Genomic DNA, 25,083 nt, shown 5'->3' with positions numbered 1-25,083 from the left:
CTCTAGCGGTGTACCGGGGTGAGCGGCACGTGGGTGGTGCAGGCGCAGTCGCCGTTGGCGATCGTCGCCAACCTCTGCACGTGAGTGCCGAGGACCTCCGACATGGCCTGTTGCTCGGCCTCGCACAGCTCCGGGAATTCCTCCGCGACGTGCGAAACCGGGCAGTGGTGCTGGCAGATCTCGATGCCCTGAACTGGACCGTGCACCCGGGTCGTCGTTGCCGCATAACCGGCTTTCGTCAACGCATCGGCTACCCGCTCCGCGGTTGATTCAACGTCATCGGGACCCGGCGTTACTCCCGCCAGGATGGCGTCGATCCTGCGCCGGGCGAACGTCTGGACCGCCTCCTCGCCGCCGATCTCGCGCAGCTGGCGGATCGCCGCGGAGGCCAGGTCGTCATAGGTGTGCTCGAGCTTGGCACGCCCGGCCGCGGTCAGCCGGTAGCGCTTGGCGGGCCTTCCGCGGCCGGCCTGCTGCCACGCCGCCGCGGCGTTGGCCTGAGCGTCGCCGGCGTCGATGAGAGCATCGAGGTGACGGCGCACACCGGCGGCGGAGATGCCCAGGCGGCGACCGATCTCGGCCGCGGTGATCGATCCCGACTCCAGCAGCAGTTGCACGATGGCTCGTCTGGTCTGGCCGTCGTGCGCCGCAGTGCCCATCACGGGCACCGGATCCGCATCGGACGGGATTTTCACAACACCAGTGTTACGCAATTCGCCGGACAGGTCTAGCAAGGGCACCCTTAGCAGGCTGGGGGCCGAAATCCCGGCGGTTAGAGTGCTGTGGTGGCAGCCCGCCAACGCTCGCTGAGTTCGTCGATCGCCCGCTTGCACGGCGATGAACGCACCGTGGGCTCGCCGCTCAACGGCGCCGAACTCCGCACGATGCGCCGGACCCGGCTCTTCGGCGCGACCGGAACCGTGTTGATGGCGATCGGAGCCCTCGGCGCCGGCGCCCGCCCCGTCGTCCAGGATCCCACCTTCGGGGTGCGGTTGCTCAATCTGCCCTCGCGCATCCAGACCGTCTCCCTGACGATGACCACCACCGGCGCGGTCATGATGGCCCTGGCCTGGCTGATGCTGGGCCGCTTCGCACTCGGCAGCCGGCGCATGTCGCGCAGTCAGCTCGATCACACGCTGCTGCTGTGGATCGTGCCCCTGCTCATCGCACCGCCGATGTACAGCAAGGACGTTTACTCCTATCTGGCGCAGAGCCAGATCTCGCGCATCGGCCTCAACCCGTACAAGGTCGGGCCGGCCCCCGGTCTCGGCCTGGATCATGTGTTCACCCTCTCGGTGCCCAGCTTGTGGCGCGACACGCCGGCGCCCTATGGGCCGTTGTTCCTGTGGGTCGGCCGCGGAATCTCGGCGCTGACCGGCGAGAACATCGTCGCGGCCGTCCTCAGCCATCGGGTGGTGGTGCTGATCGGGGTCGGAATGATCGTCTGGGCGGTACCGCGGCTGGCCCGCCGCTGTGGCGTCGCCGAGGTCAGCGCCCTGTGGCTGGGAGCCGCCAACCCGCTCCTCCTGATGCACCTGGTGGCCGGCATCCACAACGAGGCACTGATGCTCGGCCTGATGCTCACCGGCACGGAGTTCGCCCTGCGCGGCGTGACCGGAGCCGCTGGGCCGGCGACATCGGACCGAGCCGCCGGTGCTCTGGTGCCCCGGCCGCTGCACTGGCCCCGAGGCCGCGAGCAGTGGGCGGCGTGGCTACCGCTGGCCATGCTGATCGCCGGGGCCGTGCTGATCACGATGTCCTCCCAGGTCAAACTCCCCGGCCTACTGGCGTTGGGATTCGTCGGCATGGCGCTGGCCCGCCGCTGGGGCGCGACCATCAAGGCGTTCCTGCTGGCAACCACACTGATGACGACGCTGTCGCTGGTGGTGATGGCGGTCATCGGATGGGCCAGCGGGTTGGGGTTCGGCTGGATCTTCACCCTCGGCACCGCCAACGTGGTGCGCAGCTGGATGTCACCGCCGACCCTGCTGGCACTCGGAACCGGGCAGATCGGAATCCTGCTCGGGCTGGGCGATCACACCACTGCCGTGCTGTCACTGACCCGTGCGATCGGTGTGCTGATCATCACGATCACGGTCACCTGGCTGCTGCTGGCCGTGCTGCGGGGTCGGCTGCACCCGGTGGGCGGACTCGGTGTCGCACTCGGCGCGACCGTGCTGCTGTTCCCCGTCGTGCAGCCCTGGTACCTGCTGTGGGCGATCATCCCGCTGGCCGCCTGGGCCACCCGCCCGGGATTCCGGATCGCCACCATCGCGGTGACGCTGGTGGTCGGCATCTTCGGGCCCACCGCCAACGGCGACCGGTTCGCCCTGTTCCAGATCGTCGACGCCACCCTGGCCAGCACGCTGATCGTGCTGCTGCTGATCGCGGTGACGATCAACCGGCTGCCGTGGCGCAGGGTGCCCGGCACCGGCGAGACGTTCAGCGGCCAGGAGCCCGATCCACCGTCGGGCGAGCCGCCGACAAAGCCACCCACCGAGCCACCGGCGCCACGCCCGGCGCCCGGCGCATACGCTGAGTCCCCGTGAGTTCCGGCCGCGAAATCCCCGTGCGACTGCGCGGGGTGTCCAAGCGATATGGCACGACGACCGCTGTGTCGAGCCTCGACCTCGAGGTGCACGCCGCCGAGGTGCTGGCGCTGTTGGGCCCCAACGGGGCGGGCAAGACGACCACGGTCGAGATGTGCGAAGGATTCGTCCGGCCGGACGAGGGCACGATCGAGGTGCTGGGCCTGGACCCGGTCGCCGACAACGCACGGGTCCGCGAGCGGATCGGCGTCATGCTGCAGGGCGGCGGCGGCTACCCGGCCGCGCGGGCCGGCGAGATGCTCCGACTGGTGGCCTCGTACGCCGCCGATCCCCTCGATCCCGCGTGGTTGCTGGACACGTTGGGGCTGACGGACGCCGCCCGCACCACCTATCGCCGTCTGTCCGGTGGCCAGCAGCAGCGACTCGCGCTGGCGTGCGCCCTGGTCGGACGCCCCGAGTTGGTGTTCCTGGACGAGCCGACCGCCGGTATGGACGCCCACGCGCGGCTGGTGGTGTGGGAGCTCATCGAGGCGTTGCGCCGCGACGGCGTGACGGTGGTGTTGACCACCCACCAGCTCAAGGAGGCCGAGGAGCTCGCCGACCGCATCGTCATCATCGACCACGGTTCGGCTGTCGCGTCCGGCACACCGACCGAGCTGATGCGGGGCGGGGCCGAAGGCCAGTTGCGGTTCACCGCGCCCCGCCGGCTCGACCTGTCACTGCTGATCGCCGCGTTGCCGGAAGGCTATGCGGCCAGGGAACATTCGCCCGGCGAATACCTGGTCGAAGGTCAGGTCGACCCGCAGGTGCTGGCGACGGTGACGGCGTGGTGCGCACGCCTGAACGTGTTGGCCACCGACGTGCGGGTCGAGCAGCGCAGCCTCGAAGACGTATTCCTCGAGCTCACCGGCAAGGAGTTGCGGCCATGAGCCATCGGCAGATTTTGCGAGTGACGCCATGACCACGGAGCTTTTCCCGCCCGGAACGTTCACCCCCGACCCGCGGCCCAGCACGGTGCCGCGGATGTTGGCCGCGCAGTACGGCCTGGAGCTGAAACTGTTGCTGCGCAACGGCGAACAGCTGTTGCTGACGATGTTCATCCCGATCACGCTGTTGATCGGGCTCACCGTGTTGCCGCTGGGCTCATTCGGTCCGCACCGCGTGGCGGTGTTCGTGCCGGCGATCATGGCGCTGGCGGTGATCTCCACCGCGTTCACCGGTCAGGCCATCGCCGTGGCCTTCGACCGCCGCTATGGGGCGCTGAAGCGTTTGGGCGCCACCGCGCTTCCGGTGTGGGGCATCATCGCCGGCAAATCGCTAGCCGTGGTGACGGTGGTGTTCTTGCAGGCCCTGCTGCTCGGCGGCATCGGCCTGGCGTTGGGTTGGCGCCCGAACCCGGCCGGCCTGCTGCTGGGTGCGGTCGTCATCGCCCTGGGCACCGCCGGCTTCGCCGCGATGGGTCTGTTGCTCGGTGGAACACTGCGCGCCGAGATCGTGCTGGCGGTCGCCAACCTGCTGTGGTTCGTCTTCGCCGGACTGGGCGCGCTGACCCTGGAGACGGACGCGATTCCGCGAGGCCTGGCCTGGGTGGCGCGGCTGACGCCGTCGGGAGCACTGACCGAGACCCTGACCCGGGCGATGTCGTTGTCGGTGGACTGGTTCGGGGTCGCCGTGCTGGCGGCGTGGGGTGCCGTGTCGGCGCTGGCCGCCCTGCGCTGGTTCCGGTTCACCTAGGCACGCGACCAGTCCCTACTACAGGCCGTAGTTCGCCGTCCTCTACGATCGGGCGGTGCCCGTCGGACGGTTTTTCCTGCGGCTGGTGGATCTCTTGCCACTGCCGAGCCTGCGCACCCAGCGCATCATCGCCGCCGCGGTCATCCTGACTCAGGGCGGTATCGCCGTCACCGGCGCGATCGTCCGGGTGACCGCCTCCGGGCTGGGCTGCCCGACCTGGCCGCAGTGTTTCCCGGGCAGTTTCGTCCCGGTGCCACATGCCGAGGTGCCCCGCATCCATCAGGCCGTCGAGTTCGGCAACCGGATGATCACATTCCTGGTGGTCATCACCGCGATCCTGGCCGTCCTGGCCGTGACCCGGGCCCGCCGGCGTCGCGAGGTGCTGGTCTATGCCTGGCTGATGCCGGCGTCAACGGTGGTCCAGGCGGTGCTCGGCGGTATCACCGTGCTGGCCGGGCTGGCGTGGTGGACGGTCGCGATTCACTTGTTGGCCTCGATGGCGATGGTGTGGCTGGCCACGCTGCTCTATGTGAAGATCGGCGAACCGGACGACGGCCTGCCGACCGTTCTGGTGCCTAAGCCGCTGCGACATCTGACCCTGCTGGGCGCGCTGACGCTGGCCGCCACCCTCGTGACCGGGACCCTGGTCACCGGGGCGGGCCCGCACGCGGGCGACAAGAGCCCGCAGCGCACCGTGCCGCGGCTCGAGGTGGAGATCCTCACACTGGTGCACATGCACTCGACGCTGCTGATCGCCTACCTGGCACTGCTGGTCGGGCTGGCCGCCGGCCTGCAGGCGGTGTTCGCGCCGCGGCTGATCATGCGGCGGCTGGCGGTGCTGGTGGTTCTGGTGGTGGCCCAGGGGTTGATCGGCGTGGTGCAGTTCTTCACCGGCGTGCCGGCGGCACTGGTGGCCATGCACGTCGGGGGTGCCGCGGCATGCACGGCGGCCACCGCCGCGCTATGGGCGTCGATGCGACAGCGGGCCGAGCCCAAGACGCTCACACGCTGACTCCACTTCGAGGGCGAAGACGCGCTGCTGTTGCTCGCAGGTCTCGTCGTCGAGTTGGCCCCAGCCCAGTCCCGGCTCGATCAGCTCGAGCTCGAGCAGCACCGGACTGTCGGCGTCGCCGATGAGATCGACGCGGGCGTACAGCAAATCGCTGGTGTCGATGCCCAGATGTCCGCAGGCGGCCTGTAATGCGGCGGCTCCGGCATCCCACATCGCGAAGTCCGGATCGGCCGACGAGAGCTTCTCGGCGACGTAGGTGCCCGACTCGTCGAGTCGGGGTTGCTCACCTTCCGGCGGCAGCATGGGGCCCTTGACGAAGGCATGTGACTGCCGGCCGCCGAGGAACACCAGCGCGGTCTCCCCCTGCTCGACCCGGGCGTCGTAGGGCTGCACCAGCGCGGTTCGCCCAGCGTCCTGCAGGGCCGCGACGTGTGCGCGGGCGGCGGCATGGTCGACGAACCGCCCGGTGTCGATCGAGCCGGCGCCGATCGCGGGCTTGACCACGATCTCCCCCTTGGGCAGCCGGATCTTCTCGCCCGGTTCGACGAAATACGACGCCACGGTGGGCACGCCCAACTCGGCGAGATCCCGCAGATAGTGCTTATCGCTGTTCCACGCCACCACCTCCGGGGCGTTCAACAGATTGCGCACCCGGTGAGTCCACGCCAGAAACTCGTCCCGACGGGCGGCGTAGTCCCACGCGGCACGCAGAATCACCAGGTCGGCCTTCTCGGTCTGGGGGTCGTCCCAGGACAGCCAACGGGCGTGCAGCCCGCGATGACGCAATGCGCCGATCAGCCCGTCGTCGTCGCCGTCACCCCCGACCAGCTGCGGGCAACCGGCCAGCACGATGCTCGGGTGGAACACGTCGGGACGCGCCAGCTTCGAGGGTGGGCTCACAGCGGGGATGATAGTGACATGCGCGCAATCGAAGTCGCCGAGACCGGCGGTCCCGAGGTCCTCAATTACGTCGAGAAGCCGAAACCGACGCCCGGCCCCACCGAGGTTCTCATCGAGGCCGATGCGATCGGCGTCAACTACATCGACACCTACTTCCGCTCCGGCCTCTACCCGCGGGAGGTGCCCTTCGTGCTCGGCACCGAGGTGTGCGGCACCGTCGCCGCCGTCGGGGACGATGTCGCCGCGATCAAGGCGGGCGACCGGGTGGTGACCGCCGCCGCCTCCGGAGCCTATGCCGAATTCTGCACGGCACCGGCTGATTTCGTCGCTTATGTACCCGACTCGGTGCCCTCCGACGCAATCGCCTCGGCCCTGCTCAAGGGGATGACGGCGCACTACCTGATCAAGTCGGTGTACGCGGTACAGGCCCGCGATTTCGTGCTCGTGCACGCCGGGGCGGGCGGTGTCGGGCTGATCCTGACCCAGTGGGCGACCAGCCTGGGCGCCCGGGTGATCACCACCGCGTCCAACCCGGAGAAGGCCGAATTGTCCCGACGGGCCGGTGCCGTCGAGGTGCTCGACTATCCCGAGGATCCTGCTGAGTTTGCGGCGAAGGTCCGCGACCTCACCAATGGCCACGGGGTCGCCGCGGTGTACGACGGGGTCGGCAAGACCACGTTCGACGCCAGCCTGGCCAGCCTGGCGGTCCGGGGCACACTGGCGCTGTTCGGCGCCTCCAGCGGCCCGGTGCCACCGGTCGACCCACAACGACTCAACGCCGCCGGATCGGTATACCTGACCCGGCCGAACCTCGCGCACTTCACCCGCACGCAAGACGAATTCGCTTGGCGGGCAGGCGAACTCCTCGATGCGATCGCCGACGGGTCGATCACCATCACGGTCGGCGGCCACTACCCGCTGGCCGATGCCGCCCGGGCGCACCAAGATCTACAGGGCCGTAAGACCACAGGCTCCATCGTGCTGGTGCCCTGACCGATCTCACCGCGACTCGCACTGCGATGACCGATAGGCGTATCCGAGCAACAATGTCGTGAGTTCGTCGACGAACCGCTCCCGCGCGATCGTCGGCCGGTCGACGACGTAGCGCAACGCCAGGTGCGATGTCGCCTGCACGACGAACCAGGTGGTGACCTCGAAATCCTCGTGCCGCACTACGTCGCGGTTAGCCACCAGCTGGAGATACGTCAGCTGTGCCGCACGGTTGAGCAGGTCACCGAAGAGGTCACCGGTGGCCTGCCGAGGCACCCTGTCCAGGAAGGCCGCAAGCAGGTCGGCTTGGGCGGTCAGGGCGTCGACGAGTGAGATCACCACGGTTCGCGCCAGCTCTTCTAGCGACAGTGCCGTAGTCAACGGCACTGCGGCGGTGATTCTGCTGGTCAGGTCGTCGCTGAGGCGCGCGACCACCGACAGCACGATCGCGTCCTTGTCGCGGAAGTACTGATAGACCGAGCCCGGACTCAGTCCCGCCGCCTCGGCGATGCGATTGGTGGAGGCGCCGTCGTAGCCGTATTGGACCAGAACGCGAGCACCCGCATCGACGATGCGCTCGATGGTGGCCTCCGCACGACGCTGCCGGGGCTGTTTGCGCAGCAAGGACGACATGGTCGCGACGCTAGTCCGGATGCAAGTTGAAAGCGAGTAATTGCTTGCATTTGAATGTGAGCATGATCACTCCACTGACGAGCGGTGACGAAGAGCTCCACCAGCCCGACCAGCTGGACCATTGGCAAGAGAGCTTCTACTTCAACTGGATCACGCCGGACGGCATCGGGTTCGCCCGCCTCGGCTACCGCGCCGGCGACGGCTCCGCCGACGCCGTGGTGATCACCATGCGCGCCGGGCGGCGGGAGTTCGTCTATGCCGCGATCAACCAGAAGGTCGCCACGACACCGTCGATGGGCCAGGGATTCCGGGTCGGCCGACTCACCTTCCGCATGGACGAGCCACTCCACAAGTGGCACCTCGAACTGTCCGGCCGAGACAATTTCGACCTCACCTGGACCGCGCTGTCTCCGCCGTTCGACTTCGCCGAATCCGGCGGCGCTCACGTGCTCGCCGCCCGGCACTTCGAGCATCCCGGAACCGTCACCGGAACGGCGCAGTTCTCGGGTCAGCGGTACTCGATCTCGGGATTCGGCACCCGGGACAAATCATGGGGGCCACGAGACTGGTCCACCATCGCCGGCTGGGATTGGATATCCGCCCACTTCGGCGGGCACTTCGCGGTCACCGCCTCACAGACCGGCGCGCCGGGCTCGCAAACTCAGTCGGGATTCGTCTACCGGGACCGACGATGCGTGGGCATCGAATCCTTCGATCTGCAACGACGCTGGCGTAGCCCACATCGGGTGGCCGACCTGCAGCTGAGGATTCGCGACGTGCACGGCGAACAGTACGACATCACCGGGGCCGCCATCGGTGACGTCGCGCTGTTCAAGGCGGGAATGCTGCTCAGCGAGAGCCACGCCCGGTTCGAGACGCACCTCGACGGTCAGCTTCTCACTGGCGCCGGCATCGTCGAACACACCTGGCATGCAGGCGGTTTCGAGCCGATACGGTGGGCGCCCCGGCTGGCCCCGGTACTGGCACACGCGCTACGGACACGCCGGTGAGGATCACACCGCTTGGCCCGGACACCGACAGCGACATCGCACACCTCGGCGGCAAATCCATGGGGTTGATCCGGCTGCTACGAGCCGGCTTCACCGTGCCGGAAGCCTGGTACATCGACGCCACCGCTTCGCTGGATCCCGCTGCGCACCAAACAATTCTGCAGGAAGCGCTACCAGAATGGTGGGAGCGCACCGGGGCGCGGCAGCCCGGCCAGCTATGGGCCGTGCGGAGTTCGGCGGTCGCCGAAGACCTGGACGACGCCTCGTTCGCCGGTGTCTACGAGACCACTTTGGGTATCGGCGCACTGCCCGCACTCCGGGACGCTGTCGACGGCTGCTGGTCCGCCCTGGACAAGACCCGCGCCACCGCCTATCGCGGCGCGCACGGCCCCACCGACTCCCCCGGCATCGCCGTGATCATCCAACGCATGGTGAGTCCGCGGGTAGCCGGTGTGCTGCTGACCGCCAATCCACTGAACCCGTTCGCCGACGAGATCGTCATCAACACCTCCTGGGGCTTGGGCGAAGCGGTGGTATCCGGTCACACCGACCCCGACTACATTCGGCTGAACCGCAGCACCGGAGCGGTCCTCGAGCACAAAGTCGGCAGCAAACATCACGAGATCGTCTGGGACGGCGGCATTGTCGAACGCGAGATCGACGAAGCCCGCCGAGACCGCCCGGCACTGACCGACGAGCAGATCCGCGACCTGTGGCGGATCGCCCGTGCGGTTGAAGATCGCATCGGCCCGCGCCGCGACCTCGAGTGGGCGATCGCCGACGATGTGGTCTACGTCCTGCAGGACCGTCCGATCACGACGCTGCCCAGCGAGAATCCCACCGACATCTGGTCGCGCCGGTTCGGCGACGAGTACCTCTCGGAATGTTCGCTGCCCCTTCCCGGCGAACTCATGGTGCCCTGGATCACCGAAGCCGCCTTCCGGGAGATGGCCGTACTCCAGGGACGACCCGACCTGGCAGCGACCCAACCGGTCCGGCTCTATCAGGGCTACGCCTACTTCAGTGCGCGGTACTACGCGGCCGGGCTCCGGATGCTGCCCAGGTCCATGCGCAACACCGCAGCGGGAGACTGGTTCCCCGCGCAGGTCGACGCCTGGGTCGAGGACGAACCCTGGCAACCCCGGCTGACGGTGCTTGCACTGTTGGCCCCGTTGCGGGACCGGCAGCGCAGCGGAATCAACCGCAACCTGGTCGCCCTGGAAAGACACTGCGCTCGCATCGAACACGACATCGCTGGCTTACTCGGCCAGGACTACTCGGCTCTGTCGCCGACGGAATGGCAGCGACAGTTCCGGCAGGTCGACGAACTCGGGCGCGAGCATTTCCGGGTCGTGCGGTGGGGCATGACGATCTACAACACCTTCCTGCACGCCGCACTGGCCAAGCTGCTCCACCGGTGGTGCCGCGACGACACCGGCGAGCTCTACCAGCACGTGATCGGCGGCCTCGACGACACACACACCGCCGAACTGAACACCGCCGTCACCTCGCTGGCGACCCGCTGTCGAACCCACCACGCGCTCAGTTCCTCGATAGCGTCCGGCGAGGACTACCACTCGCTGCGCACCCGCATGGGCGAAGCCGAGTTCTGGCAGCACTACGACGCATTCCTCAAGCGCTACGGACACCGTTCGGCCAGCCGCGACATCGCCAGCCCACGCTGGTTCGAAGAACCCGAGATCATCCTCGAATTGATCCGAGCCCGGCTACGGACCGACGAGACCGCCGGCTCGCAGGCCGGCGAACACCTCGCACGACGACGCAGGGACGACGCCGAGCGCACCATGCTCGCCGCCGCCGGCCGCGGCCCGGCGGGCCTGTTACGCCGCCGGATCCTCCTGCGGTTGACCGAGACCGTCCGGCACTACACCCGCTATCGCGAGAATCAACGCTTCTACCTGGACTATCTCATCACCCACATGCGGTCGCTGGTGCTCGAGCAAGGGCGACGACTCACCGAAGAGCACATCCTGGCCAACGCCGATGACGTCTTCCTGCTCACCCGCGACGAATTCAGCGCACTGGCTGACGGCGCGCCGGCCGGACCGGACCTGACGGTCACCGTGAACCGTCGGCGTGACGACTATGCCGTGTACCAGCGGCGGACGCCGGCCACGTTCCTGTTCGACGATGTCGAAACCGAATTGCCCGCCGCGGTGGACGAAGCGGGCGATCTGCCCGACGGCGCGCTGCGCGGGATGGGCATCAGCCGCGGAACTGCTCGCGGAACGGCCCGAATCGCCACCTCGCTACGGGATCTCGGCCAGGTTCAAGCCGGCGACATTCTGGTGGCGCCGAACATCGACCCGGGCTGGACCAGCGTCTTCCCTCTCCTTGCCGGGTTGGTGATCGAGACCGGCGGCATGCTGGCCCACGGTGCGATTCTCGCTCGGGAGTACGGCATCCCGGCGGTCAGCGGAGTTCGGGTGGCCGCGGCGGGCCTCGTTTCCGGCACCGCGCTGGCGATCGACGGCAACCTCGGCCTGATCTATCTGGACCCCGTCCCGAGCCCCAGCCCGCCTGCCTGAGCGCACTGTCCGGCGGTGGGAAATCCCCGTCAGATCAGCCGAACAGTGTCGGCAACCCCAACACCGAGTCGACGGCCAGCGCGACGAACACCACCGCCAGGTAGTTGTTCGACTGCAGGAACAGCCGCAGCGGCTTGACCGGGTTGCCGCGGCGCACCCCGGCGTGCAGGCGGTGTGCCATGACCAGGAACCAAACCCCGGCCAGTGCGGCCACCGAGCCGTACAGCCAGCCCGCGGCCGGCACCAGCGCCAGCGTGGCGAGCACGGTGAGCCAGGTGTAGATCACGATCTGCTTGGTGACCTGCAGCTCGGTGGCGACCACCGGCAACATCGGCACGCCGGCGGCGGCGTAATCGTCCTTGTACTTCATCGCCAGCGCCCAGGTGTGCGGCGGCGTCCAGAAGAAGATGATCGCGAACATCACCAGCGCCTGCCAGCCGATCGTGTCGGTGACCGCCGACCAGCCGATCATCACCGGCATGCAGCCGGCGGCCCCACCCCACACCACGTTCTGTGAGGTGCGGCGCTTGAGCAGCAGGGTGTAGACCAGCACGTAGAACGCGATGGTGGCGCCGGCCAGGTGCGCCGAGAGCATGTTCGTGGTCCACCACAGCCAGAAGAACGAGCCGACCGACAACGCCAGCCCGAACACCAGCGCGTGACCGCGCGGCACGGTCGCCCGGGCCAGTGGACGGCGCTCGGTGCGCTTCATCTTCTTGTCGATATCGGCGTCGGCCACGCAGTTCAGCGTGTTGGCGCCGGCGGCGGCGAGCAGACCACCGAACAGGGTGTTGAAGATCAGCGGAAGGTCGACGGTGCCGCGGCCGGCCAGCAGCATGGCCGGGATGGTTGTGACGAGCAGCAGCTCGATGACGCGCGGCTTGGTGAGCGCGAGGTATCCGAGAAGCCGGTCGCGGAATCGGATCGGCGCCCCGTCAACGAGGTGCACTTCGCGAACTCTCACGCAACTGACTCCTGACACACGCCCATCGCCGACGATCTACTACAAGCGATGGTAGACGGCGCGGTGCGACTATCCGCACCGAAGGGTCGATTCATCGCGATTCCATCGCGATGACAGAGTCTGAGGTGTAGAGCTTCACCGGCGGGTAACGCTGGTCGCAGCACTATGCAGCATCCGGCCCACCAGCACTAGGGTGAAGAGGACCACCCCGCTTGCCAGCCCATCTGACAATGCCAGGAGCGAGTTCGTGACAACTGTCGAAGAGATTGCCGCGCTGACCCAGCCGCACCACCCCGGGGACTGGACGGAGGTCGACTCACTGGCCGTCGACACCGCGCGGGTCCTGGCCGCCGATGCGGTGCAGAAGGTCGGCAACGGGCACCCCGGCACCGCGATGAGCCTGGCGCCGCTGGCCTACACGCTGTTCCAGCGCGTCATGCGCCATGACCCGAGCGACACGCACTGGCTGGGCCGCGACCGGTTCGTCCTGTCCTGCGGGCACAGCAGCCTGACCCTGTACATCCAGCTGTATCTCGGCGGGTTCGGCCTGGAGCTCTCCGACATCGAGTCGCTGCGCACCTGGGGCTCCAAGACGCCCGGCCACCCGGAGTTCCGGCACACCAAGGGTGTGGAGATCACCACCGGCCCGCTGGGGCAGGGTCTGGCCTCGGCGGTGGGCATGGCGATGGCCGCGCGCTACGAGCGGGGATTGTTCGACCCCGACGCCCCGGCGGGAACCAGCCCGTTCGATCACCACATCTACGTCGTCGCCTCCGACGGGGACATGGAAGAGGGGGTGACCAGCGAGGCGTCGTCCATCGCCGGCACCCAGCAGCTGGGCAACCTGATCGTGTTCTGGGACAACAACGAGATTTCGATCGAGCACAACACGAACATCGCGTTCACCGAGGACACCCCCGCCCGCTACGCGGCCTACGGCTGGCACGTGCAGATCGTCGAGGGCGGCGAGAACGTGGTCGGCATCCAGCAGGCCATCGAAGAGGCCAAGAAGGTCACCGACAAGCCGTCGTTCATCGCGGTGCGCACCATCATCGGCTACCCGGCACCCACCAAGATGAACACCGGTGGCGTGCACGGCTCGGCGCTGGGCGCCGACGAGGTCGCGGCCACCAAGAAGGTGCTCGGCTTCGACCCGGAGAAGTCCTTCGAAGTGCGCGACGAGGTCATCGAGCACACCCGCAAGCTGGTCGAGCGGGGCCGGGAGGCCCACGAGAAGTGGCAGGGCGAGTTCGACGCCTGGGCTCAGCGGGAACCGGAGCGCAAGGCGCTGCTGGACCGGCTGTTGGCCCAGGAGTTGCCCGACGGCTGGGACGCCGACATCACCGCGTGGGAGCCGGGCTCCAAGCCGCTGGCCACCCGTGCGGCGTTCGGCAAGGTGCTCAACGACGTCGCTCCCAAATTGCCCGAGCTGTGGGGCGGCTCGGCCGATCTCGCCGGCAGCAACAACACCACCATCAACGGCGTGAAGTCCTTTGGGCCGCCCTCGATCTCGACCGAGGACTACACAGCCGACTGGTATGGCCGGGTGCTGCACTTCGGCATCCGCGAACACGCGATGGGCTCGATCCTGTCCGGGATCGTGCTGCACGGGCCGACCCGTGCGTTCGGCGGAACCTTCCTCCAATTCTCTGATTACATGCGCGGAGCTGTGCGGCTGGCCGCGCTGATGGACATCGACACCATCTACATCTGGACCCACGACTCGATCGGTCTGGGCGAGGACGGGCCGACGCATCAGCCCATCGAGCACCTGGCCGCACTGCGGGCCATCCCCCGGCTGTCGGTGGTGCGCCCCGGTGATCCGAACGAGACCGCCTACGCCTGGCGCAGCATCATCGCCCGGGACAACGGTCAGGGCCCGGTCGCTTTCATCCTGACCCGCCAGGGCATCCCGGTGCTCGAGGGCACCAGCTCCGAGGGCGTGGCCAAGGGCGGCTACGTTCTGGGCGGCGGCAACCCCGCCGAGGACGCCGACGTCATCATCATTGCCACCGGCTCCGAGCTTCAGCTGGCTGTCGCAGCTCAAAAATTGTTGGCGGACAAGGACATCAAGGCCTACGTGGTGTCCATGCCCTGCGTCGAATGGTTCGAGAAGCAGTCGCAGGAGTACCGCGACAGCGTGCTGCCGCCCGATGTGTCGGCGCGTGTCGCGGTGGAGGCGGGCATCGCGCAGTGCTGGTACAAGTTCGTCGGCGACACTGGCGAGATCGTCTCCATCGAGCACTACGGCGAATCCGCAGACGACAAGACCCTGTTCCGTGAGTTCGGGTTCACCCCCGAGGCGGTCGCCGTGGCCGCGGAACGTGCTATCGACAACTAACCAACGACCAACCAAGAAAGGCAACCGCCATGGCGCAGAATCCCAACCTCGCGGCGCTGTCCGCCGCCGGTGTGTCCGTCTGGCTCGATGACCTGTCCCGGACCCGGCTGAAGACCGGCAACCTGCAGGACCTGATCGACACCCACAGCGTGGTCGGTGTCACCACCAACCCGTCGATCTTCCAGGCGGCGCTCTCGCACGGCGACGCCTACGACGCACAGGTTTCCGAGCTCGCCGAGCGCGGAGCCGACGTCGACGCCACCATCCGCACCGTCACCACCGACGACGTCCGCGAGGCCTGTGACGTGCTGCGTCCGCAGTGGGAATCCTCCGACGGCGTCGACGGGCGGGTATCCATCGAGGTAGACCCGCGGCTGGCCCACGAGACCGACAAGACCGTCCTGCAGGCGATCGAACTGTGGAAGATCGTCGACCGGCCCAACCTGCTGATCAAGATCCCCGCCACCAAGGCGGGCCTGCCGGCGATCACCGCGGTTCTGGCCGAGGGCATTTCGGTGAACGTGACCCTGATCTTCTCGGTGGACCGTCACCGCGAGGTGATGGACGCCTACCTCGCCGGACTAGAGGCGGCCAAGCAGGCCGGCCACGACCTGTCCAAGATCCATTCGGTCGCCTCGTTCTTCGTGTCCCGGGTGGACACCGAGATCGACAAGCGGCTGGAGGCCATCGGATCCGACGAAGCCCTGGCGCTGCGCGGGCAGGCCGGGGTGGCCAATGCGCGGCTGGCCTACGCCGCCTACGAGGAGGTGTTCCTCGGTGGCGAGCGCTTCAGCACACTGGCCGAGGCCGGCGCCCCCGTGCAGCGCCCGCTGTGGGCGTCGACCGGCGTCAAGAACCCCGACTACTCCGACACCCTCTACGTCACCGAGCTGGTCGCCCCGAACACGGTGAACACCATGCCGGAGAAGACGATGAACGCGGTGGCCGACCACGGCGTGATCACCGGCGACACCATCACCGGCACCGCCGCCGCCGCCCAGGAGGTGTTCGACAAGCTCGAAGCCGTCGGCATCGATCTCGAAGACGTGTTCGTGGTGCTGGAGGACGAGGGCGTGGAGAAGTTCGAGAAGTCCTGGCAGGAGCTGATCGACGCAACCCAGGATCAGCTCGACGCCGCGACCAAATGACCTCCGCCGGATCGCCCGGCACGGGCGCGGTCGACAGTCCCCCGCCCGGGGTGGTGGCACCCGCCCCGGCCACCTGGCACAACCCGCTGCGTGACAAGCGGGACAAAAGGATGCCGAGGATCGCCGGGCCGTGCGGGGTGGTGATCTTCGGTGTGACCGGCGATCTGGCCCGCAAGAAGCTGATGCCCGCCATCTACGACCTGGCCAACCGCGGACTGTTGCCACCGTCGTTCTCGCTGGTCGGCTTCGCCCGACGGGACTGGGCCGACCAGGATTTCGGCGCCATCGTGCACGACGCGGTGTGTGAGCATGCCCGCACACCGTTTCGCCAGGAGGTGTGGGACCGACTCGCCGAGGGCTTCCGCTTCGTACAGGGCACCTTCGACGACGATGCGTCGTTCATCCGGCTGGCCGAAACGCTGGAGAAGCTCGACGTCGAACGCGGCACCGGGGGCAATCACGCCTTCTACCTGTCGATTCCCCCGAAGGCGTTCCCGGTGGTGTGCGAGCAGCTCAAGAAGTCCGGGCTGGCCAGCCCGCAGGCGGGCCGCTGGAGCCGGGTGGTCATCGAGAAGCCGTTCGGCCACGATCTGCAGAGCGCGATCGACCTCAACAAGGTGGTCAACAGCGTCTTCCCCGAGGAGTCGGTCTTCCGCATCGACCACTACCTCGGCAAGGAGACGGTGCAGAACATCCTGGCGTTGCGCTTCGCCAACGAACTGTTCGAACCGATCTGGAACAGTCACTACGTCGACAGCGTGCAGATCACGATGGCCGAGGACATCGGCCTCGGCGGCCGCGGCGGTTACTACGACGGTATCGGCGCGGCGCGCGACGTCATCCAGAACCACCTGCTGCAGTTGCTGGCGCTGACCGCGATGGAGGAGCCGGTCAGCTTCCATCCGCACGAGGTCACGGCCGAGAAGATCAAGGTGCTGTCGGCGACGTCGCTGTCCCAGCCGCTGGACCTGACCTCGTCGCGCGGTCAGTACAGCGGCGGGTGGCAGGGCGGCGAGAAGGTCGTCGGCCTGCTCGACGAGGAAGGGTTCTCCAAGGACTCCACCACCGAGACGTTCGCGGCGATCACCGTGGAGGTCGACACCCGGCGTTGGGCCGGTGTGCCGTTCTACTTACGAACCGGAAAGCGGTTGGGCCGCAGGGTTACCGAGATCGCGCTGGTGTTCAAGCGGGCACCGCACCTGCCGTTCGATGCGACGATGACCGAAGAGCTGGGCAAGAATGCGCTGGTGATCCGGGTTCAACCCGACGAGGGCATCACGCTGCGGTTCGGGTCGAAAGTCCCGGGCAGTGCCATGGAAGTCCGTGACGTCAACATGGACTTCTCCTACGGCTCGGCGTTCGCCGAGGATTCGCCGGAGGCCTACGAGCGGCTCATCCTCGACGTGCTGCTCGGCGAGCCGTCGCTGTTCCCGACCAACGCCGAGGTCGAATTGTCCTGGGAGATCCTCGATCCCGTGCTCGAATACTGGGCTACCCACGGCAAGCCTGACCCCTACGAGTCGGGTACCTGGGGACCGGACTCGGCGTTCGAGATGCTGCAGCGGACCGGCCGTGAATGGAGGCGCCCATGATCCGCGCCGACGACGATGCCGAGCGAGGCGCCCGAACGACGATGCAGAGCGAGGCACGAGCGATGAAGAGGAGTCGGGCTGTGCTTCTGAGCGATGAGGAGGAGCGGCGCCCGTGATCGTCGACCTGCCTGACACCACAACCAACGACATCAACAAGAAGATCACCGCGCTGCGCGAGGAGGGCGGGGCGATCACCCTGGGCCGGGTGCTGACGCTGGTGATCGCGCCCGACACCGAAGACCTGGTCGAGGACGCCATCGAGGCCGCGGTGGCGGCAAGCCGGGAGCATCCCTGCCGCATCATCGTCGTGGTGCCGCAGGACCGCCTGGCCACCAACCCGCGCCTGGACGGTCAATTGCGAGTCGGCGGCGACGCCGGGGCCGGCGAGGTGGTGGTGCTGCGGATCGCCGGGCCGTTGTCCAACCATGCCAACAGCGTGGTGTTGCCGTTCCTGTTGCCCGACACCCCGGTGGTGGCCTGGTGGCCGGGTACCGCCCCGGCGATTCCCGCCGAAGATCCCCTGGGCCGCTTGGCCATTCGGCGGATCACCGATGCGACGGCGGCGGCGGATCCGCTGGCGTCGATCAAGAGCCGGCTGCAGGGTTATACCGACGGTGACACCGATCTCGCGTGGAGCCGGATCACCTACTGGCGTGCGCTGCTGGCCTCGGCGCTGGATCAGCCACCGTACGAGCCGATCACATCGGTACTCGTGTCCGGACTGGAGACCGAGCCGGCCCTGGACATCCTGGCGGGATGGCTTGCCAGCCGCGTCGAGGGAACCGTGCGGCGCGCCGTCGGTGAGCTGAAGGTCGAGCTGGTGCGCCCTACCGAGACGGTCACCCTGAGCCGTCCGCAGGAGGGCGTCACCGCCACCCTGAGCCGCACCGCCCGCCCGGGGGCCCTGCTGCCGCTGCCGCGCAGAGAGACCCGCGACTGCCTGGCCGAGGACCTGCGCCGGCTCGACGCCGACGAGATCTACCACGAGGCATTGGCCGGCATGGGCAAGGTGCAGTACGGATGACGCACGTCGTCGAGACCTACCCGGATACCGACGCTCTGGTCACCGCTGCCGGCGACCGGCTGGTCGCGGCGATCACCGGCGCCATCGGGGCGCGTGGGCAGGCATTGATCGTATTGACCGGTGGCGGAACCGGTATCGGCCTGCTCAAGCACATCGGTGCGCACGGCGAGGCGATCGACTGGTCGAAGGTGCACGTCTTCTGGGGTGACGATCGCTTCGTGCCCGCCGACGACGCCGAGCGTAACGACAAGCAGGCCAGGGAGGCCCTTCTCGACCACGTCGACATCCCGGCCGCCAACGTGCACCCGATGGCCGCCAGCGACGGGGAGTTCGGCGACGACCTGGATGCCGCGGCGCTGGCGTACGAGGGCGTGCTGGCCGCCGCCGCCGAACCCGGCCAGCCCACACCGGCGTTCGACGTGCACCTGCTTGGGATGGGCGGCGAGGGCCACATCAACTCGCTGTTCCCGCACACCCCCGCCGTCGCGGAGACCACGCTAATGGTGGTCGGGGTCGAGGACTCCCCCAAACCCCCGCCCCGGCGGATCACCCTGACGCTGCCCGCCGTCACCCGGTCGCGTGAAGTGTGGCTGGTGGTGTCGGGCGCGGCCAAGGCAGACGCCGTCGCGGCAGCCATCGGCGGCGCCAGTGCGGACGAGGTTCCCGCCGCCGGCGCGGTGGGTCGCGACGCCACGGTTTGGCTTCTCGACACCGAGGCCGCGAGCAAGCTGTCAGACTGACCCCATGGTGGACAAGACGCCGGCACCACGCACCGGTCGCGATCGGATCAAGACGCTGGCCCAGGCCGCCCTCAACGCCGACGTCACCGTCGATCAACTCGACACCATCCTGGCCGGGATGAGCGATGCCCTCACCGACCTCAACAAGACGATGAGCGGGATGAACGGCACCCTTGAGTACTTCGAGGAGACGCTGGGGGTGTTCAACTCCACCCTGACCCGCATCGACGAACTGGCACCCAGGCTCAATGCGGTCGTCGAGCGGATGGAAGGAATCGTCGACCGTATCGAGCGCATCGTGGGCATCGGCGAGGCGGTGATCTCGCCGCTGGCGGCGACAGAGTCCGCGGTGCGCGGGGTGGTCAACGCGGTGCGCCGCGGGGGCCGTTAGCCGCCGGTCACCACCACCCGTCGTCGGGGTTGGCGACATCCCAATCGGCCAGCACGGGCGGGGCAACCGCGGGCAGCGGGCCGATCAGCTCGGCGGTGTTCTCCAGTGAGCAATCGGGTTGTGTCATAGCGGGTCTGACGCGCCGGGCGTCGATTCGGTTCCCTACCCGCTGTTGCGCAGCGCCGAGGCCAGGCCGCTCATCGTCAAGAGAATGCCGCGCTGCACCAATTCCTCTTCGTCGCCGGATCGGTAGCGACGCAGCAGTTCGACCTGGAGGTGGTTCAGCGGCTCCAGGTAGGGGAACCGGTTGAACACCGAGCGGGCCAGCGCCGGGTTGTCGGCGAGCAGATCGTCCTGCTTGGTGATCAGCTTGTGCATCCGGATGGTGCGATCGTGTTCGGCGACGATTTTGTCGAACACCCGGCGCCGCAACTCCTCGTCACCGACCAACTCCGAGTACCGTGCGGCCAGCCCCATATCGGACTTGGCCAGTACCTGCGCCATGTTGGACAGCACGGTGGCGAAGAACGGCCACTTCTCGTAGAGATCCTGCAGCACCTCGAGGCGGCCGTCCCCCTCGGCGATCCACTCCTCGAATGCGGTGCCGGTGCCGTACCAGCCGGGCAGCATGACCCTCGACTGGCTCCAGGCCAGCACCCACGGGATAGCGCGCAGGTCGGCGATCGAGGTGGTCGGTTTACGCGACGTGGGCCGGCTGCCGATGTTGAGCGAGCCGATCTCGCTGACCGGAGTGGACGCCTTGAAATACTCGACGAAACCCGGTGTCTCGTGCACCAATTCGGCGTAGGCGCGCTGAGCGCGGGCGGCGAGGTCGTCGAGCACCTGGTAGGCCGGACCGGCTGCGTCGCCGAGCCCTTCCACATCCAGCAGGGTCGACTCCAGGGTGGCGGCCAACAACGTCTCGAGGTTGCGATGGGCGATGCGCGGCTCGGCGTACTTGGCCGCGATGATCTCGCCCTGCTCGGTCAGGCGCAGTGACCCGTTCACCGCCCCCGGCGGCTGGGCCAGGATGGCGTCATAGCTCGGCCCCCCGCCCCGGCCGACCGTTCCGCCGCGGCCGTGGAACAGCCGCAATCGGATGCCGGTTTTGCGGGCCGACTCCACCAGGTCCAGTTCAGCCCGGTACAGCGCCCAGTTGGCGGCCAGGTATCCGCCGTCCTTGTTGGAGTCGGAGTAGCCGAGCATGACCTCCTGGCTCTCCCCCCGTGCGTGCACCATCGCGCGGTAGAGCGGAAGGTCCAGCACCGACTCCAGGATCGACGATCCGCGCTGCAAATCGTCGATCGTCTCGAAAAGCGGGACGATCCCCACCGGTGCGTAGACCCGCTCGTCCGAAACATCCAGCAGCCCGGCTTCTTTGAGCAGGATCGCGGCTTCCAGCATGTCCGAGACGGACTGGCACATCGAGATGATGTAATTGGGCACCGCCGCCGGACCGAACACCCGGACCGCGCGGGCGGCCGCGAAGACGATGTCGAGTTCCTTGCGGGCCAACTCCGAGAGCTCGGAGTCGTCGCGGACCAATGGGCGCCGGGTGGCCAGCTCGGACACCAGCAGCTCAACGCGCTCGGGCTCCGACAGCGACGCATAGTCGGGATGCACCCCGGCCCAGGACAGCAGTTCGGCGACCACCTGCTCGTGCATCTCGGAGTTCTGCCGCATGTCCAGGCCGCTGAGGTGAAATCCGAAGACGTCCACGGCATCCCGCAGCCGGGCCAGCCGATCGTCGGCCAGCAGTGCGCTGCCGTTCGCGCGCAAGGAAGCATCGATCACATCGAGGTCGGCCAGCAACTCCGCCGGTGTCTGATACGACGGCAACCCGAGATCGAGGGTGTGTTCGGGCATGCGGTCCAAGACGTCCTGCCCGGTGGCCGTCAGCCGGGCGTGCACCACGCGCAGGGCACGCCGATAGGGCTCGTCCAGCCGGGCCTGCTCGTTGCAGGCCTCGGCCAGGATGAGCAGCTCGCCGGTGGTCTTGACCAGACGCGCCGACATCGACAGCTCCTGCTCGAGCTGGGTCAGTTCGGCGAGGTAGTGCCCGAGCGCGGTGTAGGCGGCGCTTCCGGTGGCCAGCCGGACCACCTCGGCGGTGACGTTCGGATTGCCGTCGCGGTCGCCGCCGATCCACGAGCCCGGCCGCAGGATCGGCTCGGCCAGCAGTTCGGTACCCGGCCAGCGGGCCCGAAGCGCGTCGCGCACCCCGGCGTTCACCTTCGGGATCACCTCGAAGAACGCCGCCGGGTAGTACCGCAGCCCGACCGCGATTTCGTCTTGAATCTTCAACCGGGACAACCGGATCAGCGCGGTCTGCCACAGCGTGAGGATTTGCCGGCGCAGCTCCGTTTCGACCGGCCGGCCGTCCTCGGTTTCGCCCTGCCCGTGCAGGCGCAACCGCATCAGTTGGGTGATGCGGTGCTGGGTGTCGAACACCGTGCGACGGCGAGTCTCGGTCGGGTGGGCGGTGATCACCGGCGACACCAGTGCCCCGCGCAGCGCGTCGGCAACGGTGCCCGCATCCAGCCGCGCGGAATCGAGCTTGCCGTAGGTGGCGGCCAGGGTGCTGTCCTGCGGCGGTTCCCCGGCAGCGACGTGAATCGCCCGGCGGCGTTCGCGGTGAATGTCCTCGGCGACGTTGGCAAGCAGCGCGAAGTGACTGAACGCCCGGATCACCGGGATGGCCTGATGGATGTCGATACCGTCGAACAGCATCGCCAATTCGGACCGGTTGATTTCCGACCGGCGCACCCGGAACGATTCGACGCGGGCCCGCTCGACGAGCTCGAAAACCTCATCGCCGTTCTGCTCCCGCACCGTGTCGCCGAGAATCGCCCCCAGCAGGCGGATGTCCTCGCGCATCGGCTCGGTGGCCTCCCGCCCCAGCTGGGTGCGGGTGACCGCGCCGATCGGCTCCAGGGAGGTTTCCGGGACTTCAGCCATTCCTCAAGTATCGGGGTGCCGGGTTAGACCCGCAGGCCGAGAGGTCGTGGGGTTGTCCACAGATCAGGATTCATCCACACGCGGGCCTTCGGCCCCCAACGCTCGAACACTTGTTCTATACCGTGGAGTGATGGGACCGCTGACCGCCGACGAGGCGCACCGCCTGGTGCGCGCCGAGCTCGACGCGGTCGACGCTGCCTACGACCGGCTGCGGGCGGTGGGTACGGATCTGGTCGGGAATGCGTTTCGGATCGAGGTGGCCGAGCGCCTGGAGAGGCAGCACCGGACGAATCGGGGTCTGTCCTACCGACTGTTCGGCGAGATCGCCGAACCGGTCGACAGTGCGGTGCGGCCGGCCGGCGTGAAGGTCCGCGAGGTGCTGTCCAGTCGACTGCGACTGACCGCCGGCGAGGTCAAGCGGCGGTTCCGGGTGGCGTCCCGGATCCGGGCCCGCCGGTCGCTGAGCGGGCCACCGCTGGCGCCGGAGCTCCCCGCGCTGGCGGACGCCGTCGAGGCCGGCGAGGTCGGCGAGGATCACATCGCCGCGGTGTGCCGCGCGTTGGACAGACTGCCCTCGGCGGTGGCACCGGCCGACCGCGAGGCCGCCGAACGTGCACTGGTTCGCCATGCACGCAAACAGGATTCGCAGTTCGTCACCGAGATCGGGATTGCGATCGGCGATTGCCTGAATCCGGACGGCATGTTCACCGACGAGGACCGCGCGCGACGCCGCGGACTGGTGCTGGGCCGGCAAGGACCGGACGGGATGAGCCGCCTATCAGGCTGGCTGGATCCGGAGGCCCGCACCTATCTCGAGGCGGTGGCGGCCGCGGTCCGGCCGGGACGGCATCTGGCCGACGACACCGATGAGCGCGACACCCGCACCCCCGAGCAGCGCTGCCACGACGGGCTGAAGCTGGGGCTCAAGGCTGCGGTGGAATCTCGGACACTGGGGCAGCACCGCGGGCTACCGGTAACCGTGGTGGTGACGACGACGCTTGGCGAACTGGAACAGGCCGCAGGCTGGGCCCGCACCGGCGGGGCCGGGCGGCTGCCGATGCGCGATCTCATCCGGATGGCCCGCGAAGCGGTCCACTACCTGGCAGTGTTCGACGATCACTCCGACCGACCGCTGTATCTGGGGCGCGCCAAACGCCTTGCGACAGCCGACCATCGGATCATCTGCTACGCCCGGGATCGCGGCTGCACCAAACCGAACTGTTTCGAACCGGGCTACCACTCCGAGATACATCACGCGCTGCCGTGGAGCGAGGGCGGCCGCACCGATGCGGACAACCTCTACTTCGGCTGCGCGTGTGACCACATGATGGCGACCGAGGGTAGGTACACGACGACCGTCACCGAGAACGGCCGCCTTGCCTGGAGCGACGGAATCGCTCCCCCGCGCGTGAACGATGCGCACCATCCGGAGCGGTTGCTCAATGACGACGGCGAGCCGCCGCGATGACGGGTGGGGCCAGGCGTCAGCTGTACTTGATCTGCAGCGCCATGCCGACGATGGACACCACCCAGATTCCGGTGACGAACAGCGTGAGGCGGTCGAGGTTCTTCTCCACCACGGTCGACCCGGACAGGCTGGACTGCACACCACCGCCGAACAGCGTCGACAGGCCGCCACCCTTGGCGCGGTGCAACAGCACCAGCAACACCACCAGCACGCTGGTGACGACCAGGATGATCTGCAGAGCCAAAACCATGGCGACCAGACTACCCGGTCCGCGGCCTGGTCAGGGAAGCGGCCCACCTGCGGCGATCGCCGAGAGCGTGGCGAACTGCTCCCCGTCCAGCGATGCCCCGCCGACCAGCGCACCGTCGACATCCGTCTGCGCGACGATCTCGCCCACGTTCTTGGCGTTCACCGAGCCGCCGTAGAGCACCCGGATACCTGCCGCGATGTCCGGTGACGCCATCTCGGCCAACTCGGCACGGATCGCGGCGCACACTTCCTGCGCGTCGGCGGCGCTGGCCACCCGGCCGGTGCCGATCGCCCACACCGGCTCGTAGGCGATCACCACGTCGGCCAGCTGCTCCTTGGTCAGCCCGGCCAGCGAGCCACGCAACGAGGTCACGTTGAACTCGACGTGGTTGCCGGCCTCGCGCACCTCGAGCTGCTCGCCGATGCACACGATCGGGACCAGCCCGTGCCGGAACGCGGCGCCGGCCTTCTCGGCGACCACCGCGTCGTCCTCGTGGTGATAGGTGCGGCGCTCGGAGTGCCCGACGACCACGAACGTGCAGCCCAGTTTCGCCAGGAACGCGCCGCTGATGTCGCCGGTGTAGGCGCCCGAATCGTGCTGGGACAGGTCCTGCGCGCCATAGGTCAGCCGCAGCTTGTCGCCGTCGACCAGCGTCTGCACACTGCGCAGATCGGTGAACGGCGGGATCACCGTGACGTCGACCTTGTCGAAGTACTTGTCGGGCAACGAGAACGCGATCTTCTGGACGAGCGCGATGGCCTCGAAGTGGTTGAGGTTCATCTTCCAGTTGCCCGCGATCAGCGGTTTACGGGACACACGACTCCTTAAGG

21 protein-coding genes are annotated in these 25,083 nt (G+C 68.1%); 14 read left to right on the top strand and 7 right to left on the bottom strand.

The features are described from left to right. Positions 1-2 precede the first annotated feature (2 nt). Positions 3-740, bottom strand: a complete 738-nt coding sequence (locus ORI27_RS08315) for a helix-turn-helix transcriptional regulator (RefSeq protein ID WP_407666244.1) — start codon at positions 738-740, stop codon at positions 3-5. 45 nt (positions 741-785) lie between these two features. Here ORI27_RS08315 and mptB point away from each other — a divergent pair, with 45 nt between their 5' ends. From mptB to ORI27_RS08295, 4 genes are all read left to right on the top strand, one after another. Continuing rightward, entirely contained in the window at positions 786-2,549 is a 1,764-nt protein-coding gene (gene mptB / locus ORI27_RS08310) for a polyprenol phosphomannose-dependent alpha 1,6 mannosyltransferase MptB (RefSeq protein WP_265996182.1), read from the top strand. After that, positions 2,546-3,478 carry an ABC transporter ATP-binding protein gene (locus ORI27_RS08305; RefSeq protein ID WP_265996183.1) on the top strand — a complete coding sequence of 311 codons (933 nt, stop codon included), beginning with the start codon at positions 2,546-2,548 and terminating at the stop codon, positions 3,476-3,478. Before mptB ends, ORI27_RS08305 begins: the two co-directional genes overlap by 4 nt. A gap of 28 nt (positions 3,479-3,506) precedes the next feature. After that, on the top strand, positions 3,507-4,283 hold the full coding sequence (locus ORI27_RS08300; RefSeq protein ID WP_265996184.1) for an ABC transporter permease: 777 nt from the start codon (positions 3,507-3,509) through the stop codon (positions 4,281-4,283). Between the two features lie 82 nt (positions 4,284-4,365). After that, positions 4,366-5,295, top strand: a complete 930-nt coding sequence (locus tag ORI27_RS08295) for a COX15/CtaA family protein (RefSeq protein WP_265996354.1) — start codon at positions 4,366-4,368, stop codon at positions 5,293-5,295. Here ORI27_RS08295 and ORI27_RS08290 read toward each other — a convergent pair. Further along, positions 5,245-6,195: an ATP-grasp domain-containing protein gene (locus tag ORI27_RS08290; protein ID WP_265996185.1), complete on the bottom strand. Its 951-nt coding sequence runs from the start codon at positions 6,193-6,195 to the stop codon at positions 5,245-5,247. The two genes, ORI27_RS08295 and ORI27_RS08290, sit on opposite strands and share 51 nt — an antisense overlap. A gap of 18 nt (positions 6,196-6,213) precedes the next feature. Here ORI27_RS08290 and ORI27_RS08285 point away from each other — a divergent pair, with 18 nt between their 5' ends. Continuing rightward, positions 6,214-7,188: a quinone oxidoreductase family protein gene (locus ORI27_RS08285; RefSeq protein ID WP_265996186.1), complete on the top strand. Its 975-nt coding sequence runs from the start codon at positions 6,214-6,216 to the stop codon at positions 7,186-7,188. Between the two features lie 6 nt (positions 7,189-7,194). Here the strand turns inward: ORI27_RS08285 and ORI27_RS08280 are convergent, their stop codons facing one another. Further along, positions 7,195-7,818 carry a TetR/AcrR family transcriptional regulator gene (locus tag ORI27_RS08280; protein WP_265996187.1) on the bottom strand — a complete coding sequence of 208 codons (624 nt, stop codon included), beginning with the start codon at positions 7,816-7,818 and terminating at the stop codon, positions 7,195-7,197. Positions 7,819-7,880: 62 nt separating this feature from the next. Here ORI27_RS08280 and ORI27_RS08275 point away from each other — a divergent pair, with 62 nt between their 5' ends. Together ORI27_RS08275 and ORI27_RS08270 are read left to right on the top strand one after the other, a co-directional pair. After that, positions 7,881-8,828 (top strand): DUF7065 domain-containing protein, encoded by a 948-nt coding sequence (locus ORI27_RS08275; protein WP_265996188.1) that lies wholly within the window; start codon positions 7,881-7,883, stop codon positions 8,826-8,828. After that, a complete protein-coding gene (locus tag ORI27_RS08270) occupies positions 8,825-11,377 on the top strand; it encodes a PEP/pyruvate-binding domain-containing protein (protein WP_265996189.1) in 2,553 nt (850 codons plus the stop codon). The genes ORI27_RS08275 and ORI27_RS08270 overlap by 4 nt, the downstream gene beginning before the upstream one ends. Positions 11,378-11,411: 34 nt before the next feature. On the opposite strand, the gene ORI27_RS08265 is transcribed toward ORI27_RS08270, so the two are convergent. Next, positions 11,412-12,341 (bottom strand): heme o synthase, encoded by a 930-nt coding sequence (locus ORI27_RS08265; protein ID WP_265996190.1) that lies wholly within the window; start codon positions 12,339-12,341, stop codon positions 11,412-11,414. Between the two features lie 247 nt (positions 12,342-12,588). On the opposite strand from ORI27_RS08265, the gene tkt reads away from it, so the two are divergent. The 6 genes from tkt (at position 12,589) to ORI27_RS08235 (ending at position 19,577) form a co-directional block, all read left to right on the top strand. Beyond that, positions 12,589-14,682: a transketolase gene (gene tkt / locus ORI27_RS08260; protein WP_265996191.1), complete on the top strand. Its 2,094-nt coding sequence runs from the start codon at positions 12,589-12,591 to the stop codon at positions 14,680-14,682. A gap of 29 nt (positions 14,683-14,711) precedes the next feature. Continuing rightward, complete coding sequence (tal, locus tag ORI27_RS08255; protein ID WP_265996192.1) at positions 14,712-15,830, top strand: transaldolase; 1,119 nt, start codon at positions 14,712-14,714, stop codon at positions 15,828-15,830. Beyond that, the gene (gene zwf, locus ORI27_RS08250; RefSeq protein WP_407666245.1) at positions 15,827-17,422 is read left to right on the top strand and encodes a glucose-6-phosphate dehydrogenase; all 1,596 of its coding nucleotides are present in this window, start codon (positions 15,827-15,829) and stop codon (positions 17,420-17,422) included. Before tal ends, zwf begins: the two co-directional genes overlap by 4 nt. A 112-nt stretch (positions 17,423-17,534) precedes the next feature. Further along, a complete protein-coding gene (opcA, locus tag ORI27_RS08245; RefSeq protein WP_265996193.1) occupies positions 17,535-18,446 on the top strand; it encodes a glucose-6-phosphate dehydrogenase assembly protein OpcA in 912 nt (303 codons plus the stop codon). Beyond that, on the top strand, positions 18,443-19,186 hold the full coding sequence (gene pgl / locus ORI27_RS08240) for a 6-phosphogluconolactonase (RefSeq protein WP_265996194.1): 744 nt from the start codon (positions 18,443-18,445) through the stop codon (positions 19,184-19,186). The genes opcA and pgl overlap by 4 nt, the downstream gene beginning before the upstream one ends. A 4-nt stretch (positions 19,187-19,190) precedes the next feature. Further along, positions 19,191-19,577 (top strand): ATPase, encoded by a 387-nt coding sequence (locus ORI27_RS08235; RefSeq protein ID WP_265996195.1) that lies wholly within the window; start codon positions 19,191-19,193, stop codon positions 19,575-19,577. A 162-nt stretch (positions 19,578-19,739) separates the two neighbouring features. Here the strand turns inward: ORI27_RS08235 and ppc are convergent, their stop codons facing one another. Then, a complete protein-coding gene (gene ppc / locus ORI27_RS08230) occupies positions 19,740-22,535 on the bottom strand; it encodes a phosphoenolpyruvate carboxylase (protein WP_265996196.1) in 2,796 nt (931 codons plus the stop codon). A 130-nt stretch (positions 22,536-22,665) separates the two neighbouring features. On the opposite strand from ppc, the gene ORI27_RS08225 reads away from it, so the two are divergent. After that, on the top strand, positions 22,666-24,003 hold the full coding sequence (locus ORI27_RS08225) for an HNH endonuclease signature motif containing protein (RefSeq protein WP_265996197.1): 1,338 nt from the start codon (positions 22,666-22,668) through the stop codon (positions 24,001-24,003). 16 nt (positions 24,004-24,019) lie between these two features. On the opposite strand, the gene secG is transcribed toward ORI27_RS08225, so the two are convergent. Together secG and tpiA are read right to left on the bottom strand one after the other, a co-directional pair. Further along, complete coding sequence (gene secG / locus ORI27_RS08220) at positions 24,020-24,253, bottom strand: preprotein translocase subunit SecG (RefSeq protein ID WP_265996199.1); 234 nt, start codon at positions 24,251-24,253, stop codon at positions 24,020-24,022. Positions 24,254-24,283: 30 nt separating this feature from the next. Next, positions 24,284-25,069, bottom strand: coding sequence for a triose-phosphate isomerase (gene tpiA, locus ORI27_RS08215; protein WP_265996200.1), 786 nt, complete (start codon positions 25,067-25,069; stop codon positions 24,284-24,286). Between the last annotated feature and the right edge of the window lie 14 nt (positions 25,070-25,083).

The sequence above is a fragment of the Mycobacterium pinniadriaticum genome (assembly GCF_026242045.1).
Classification (GTDB): Bacteria; Actinomycetota; Actinomycetes; order Mycobacteriales; family Mycobacteriaceae; genus Mycobacterium; species Mycobacterium pinniadriaticum.
This window is presented reverse-complemented; position numbering and strand designations above follow the sequence as displayed.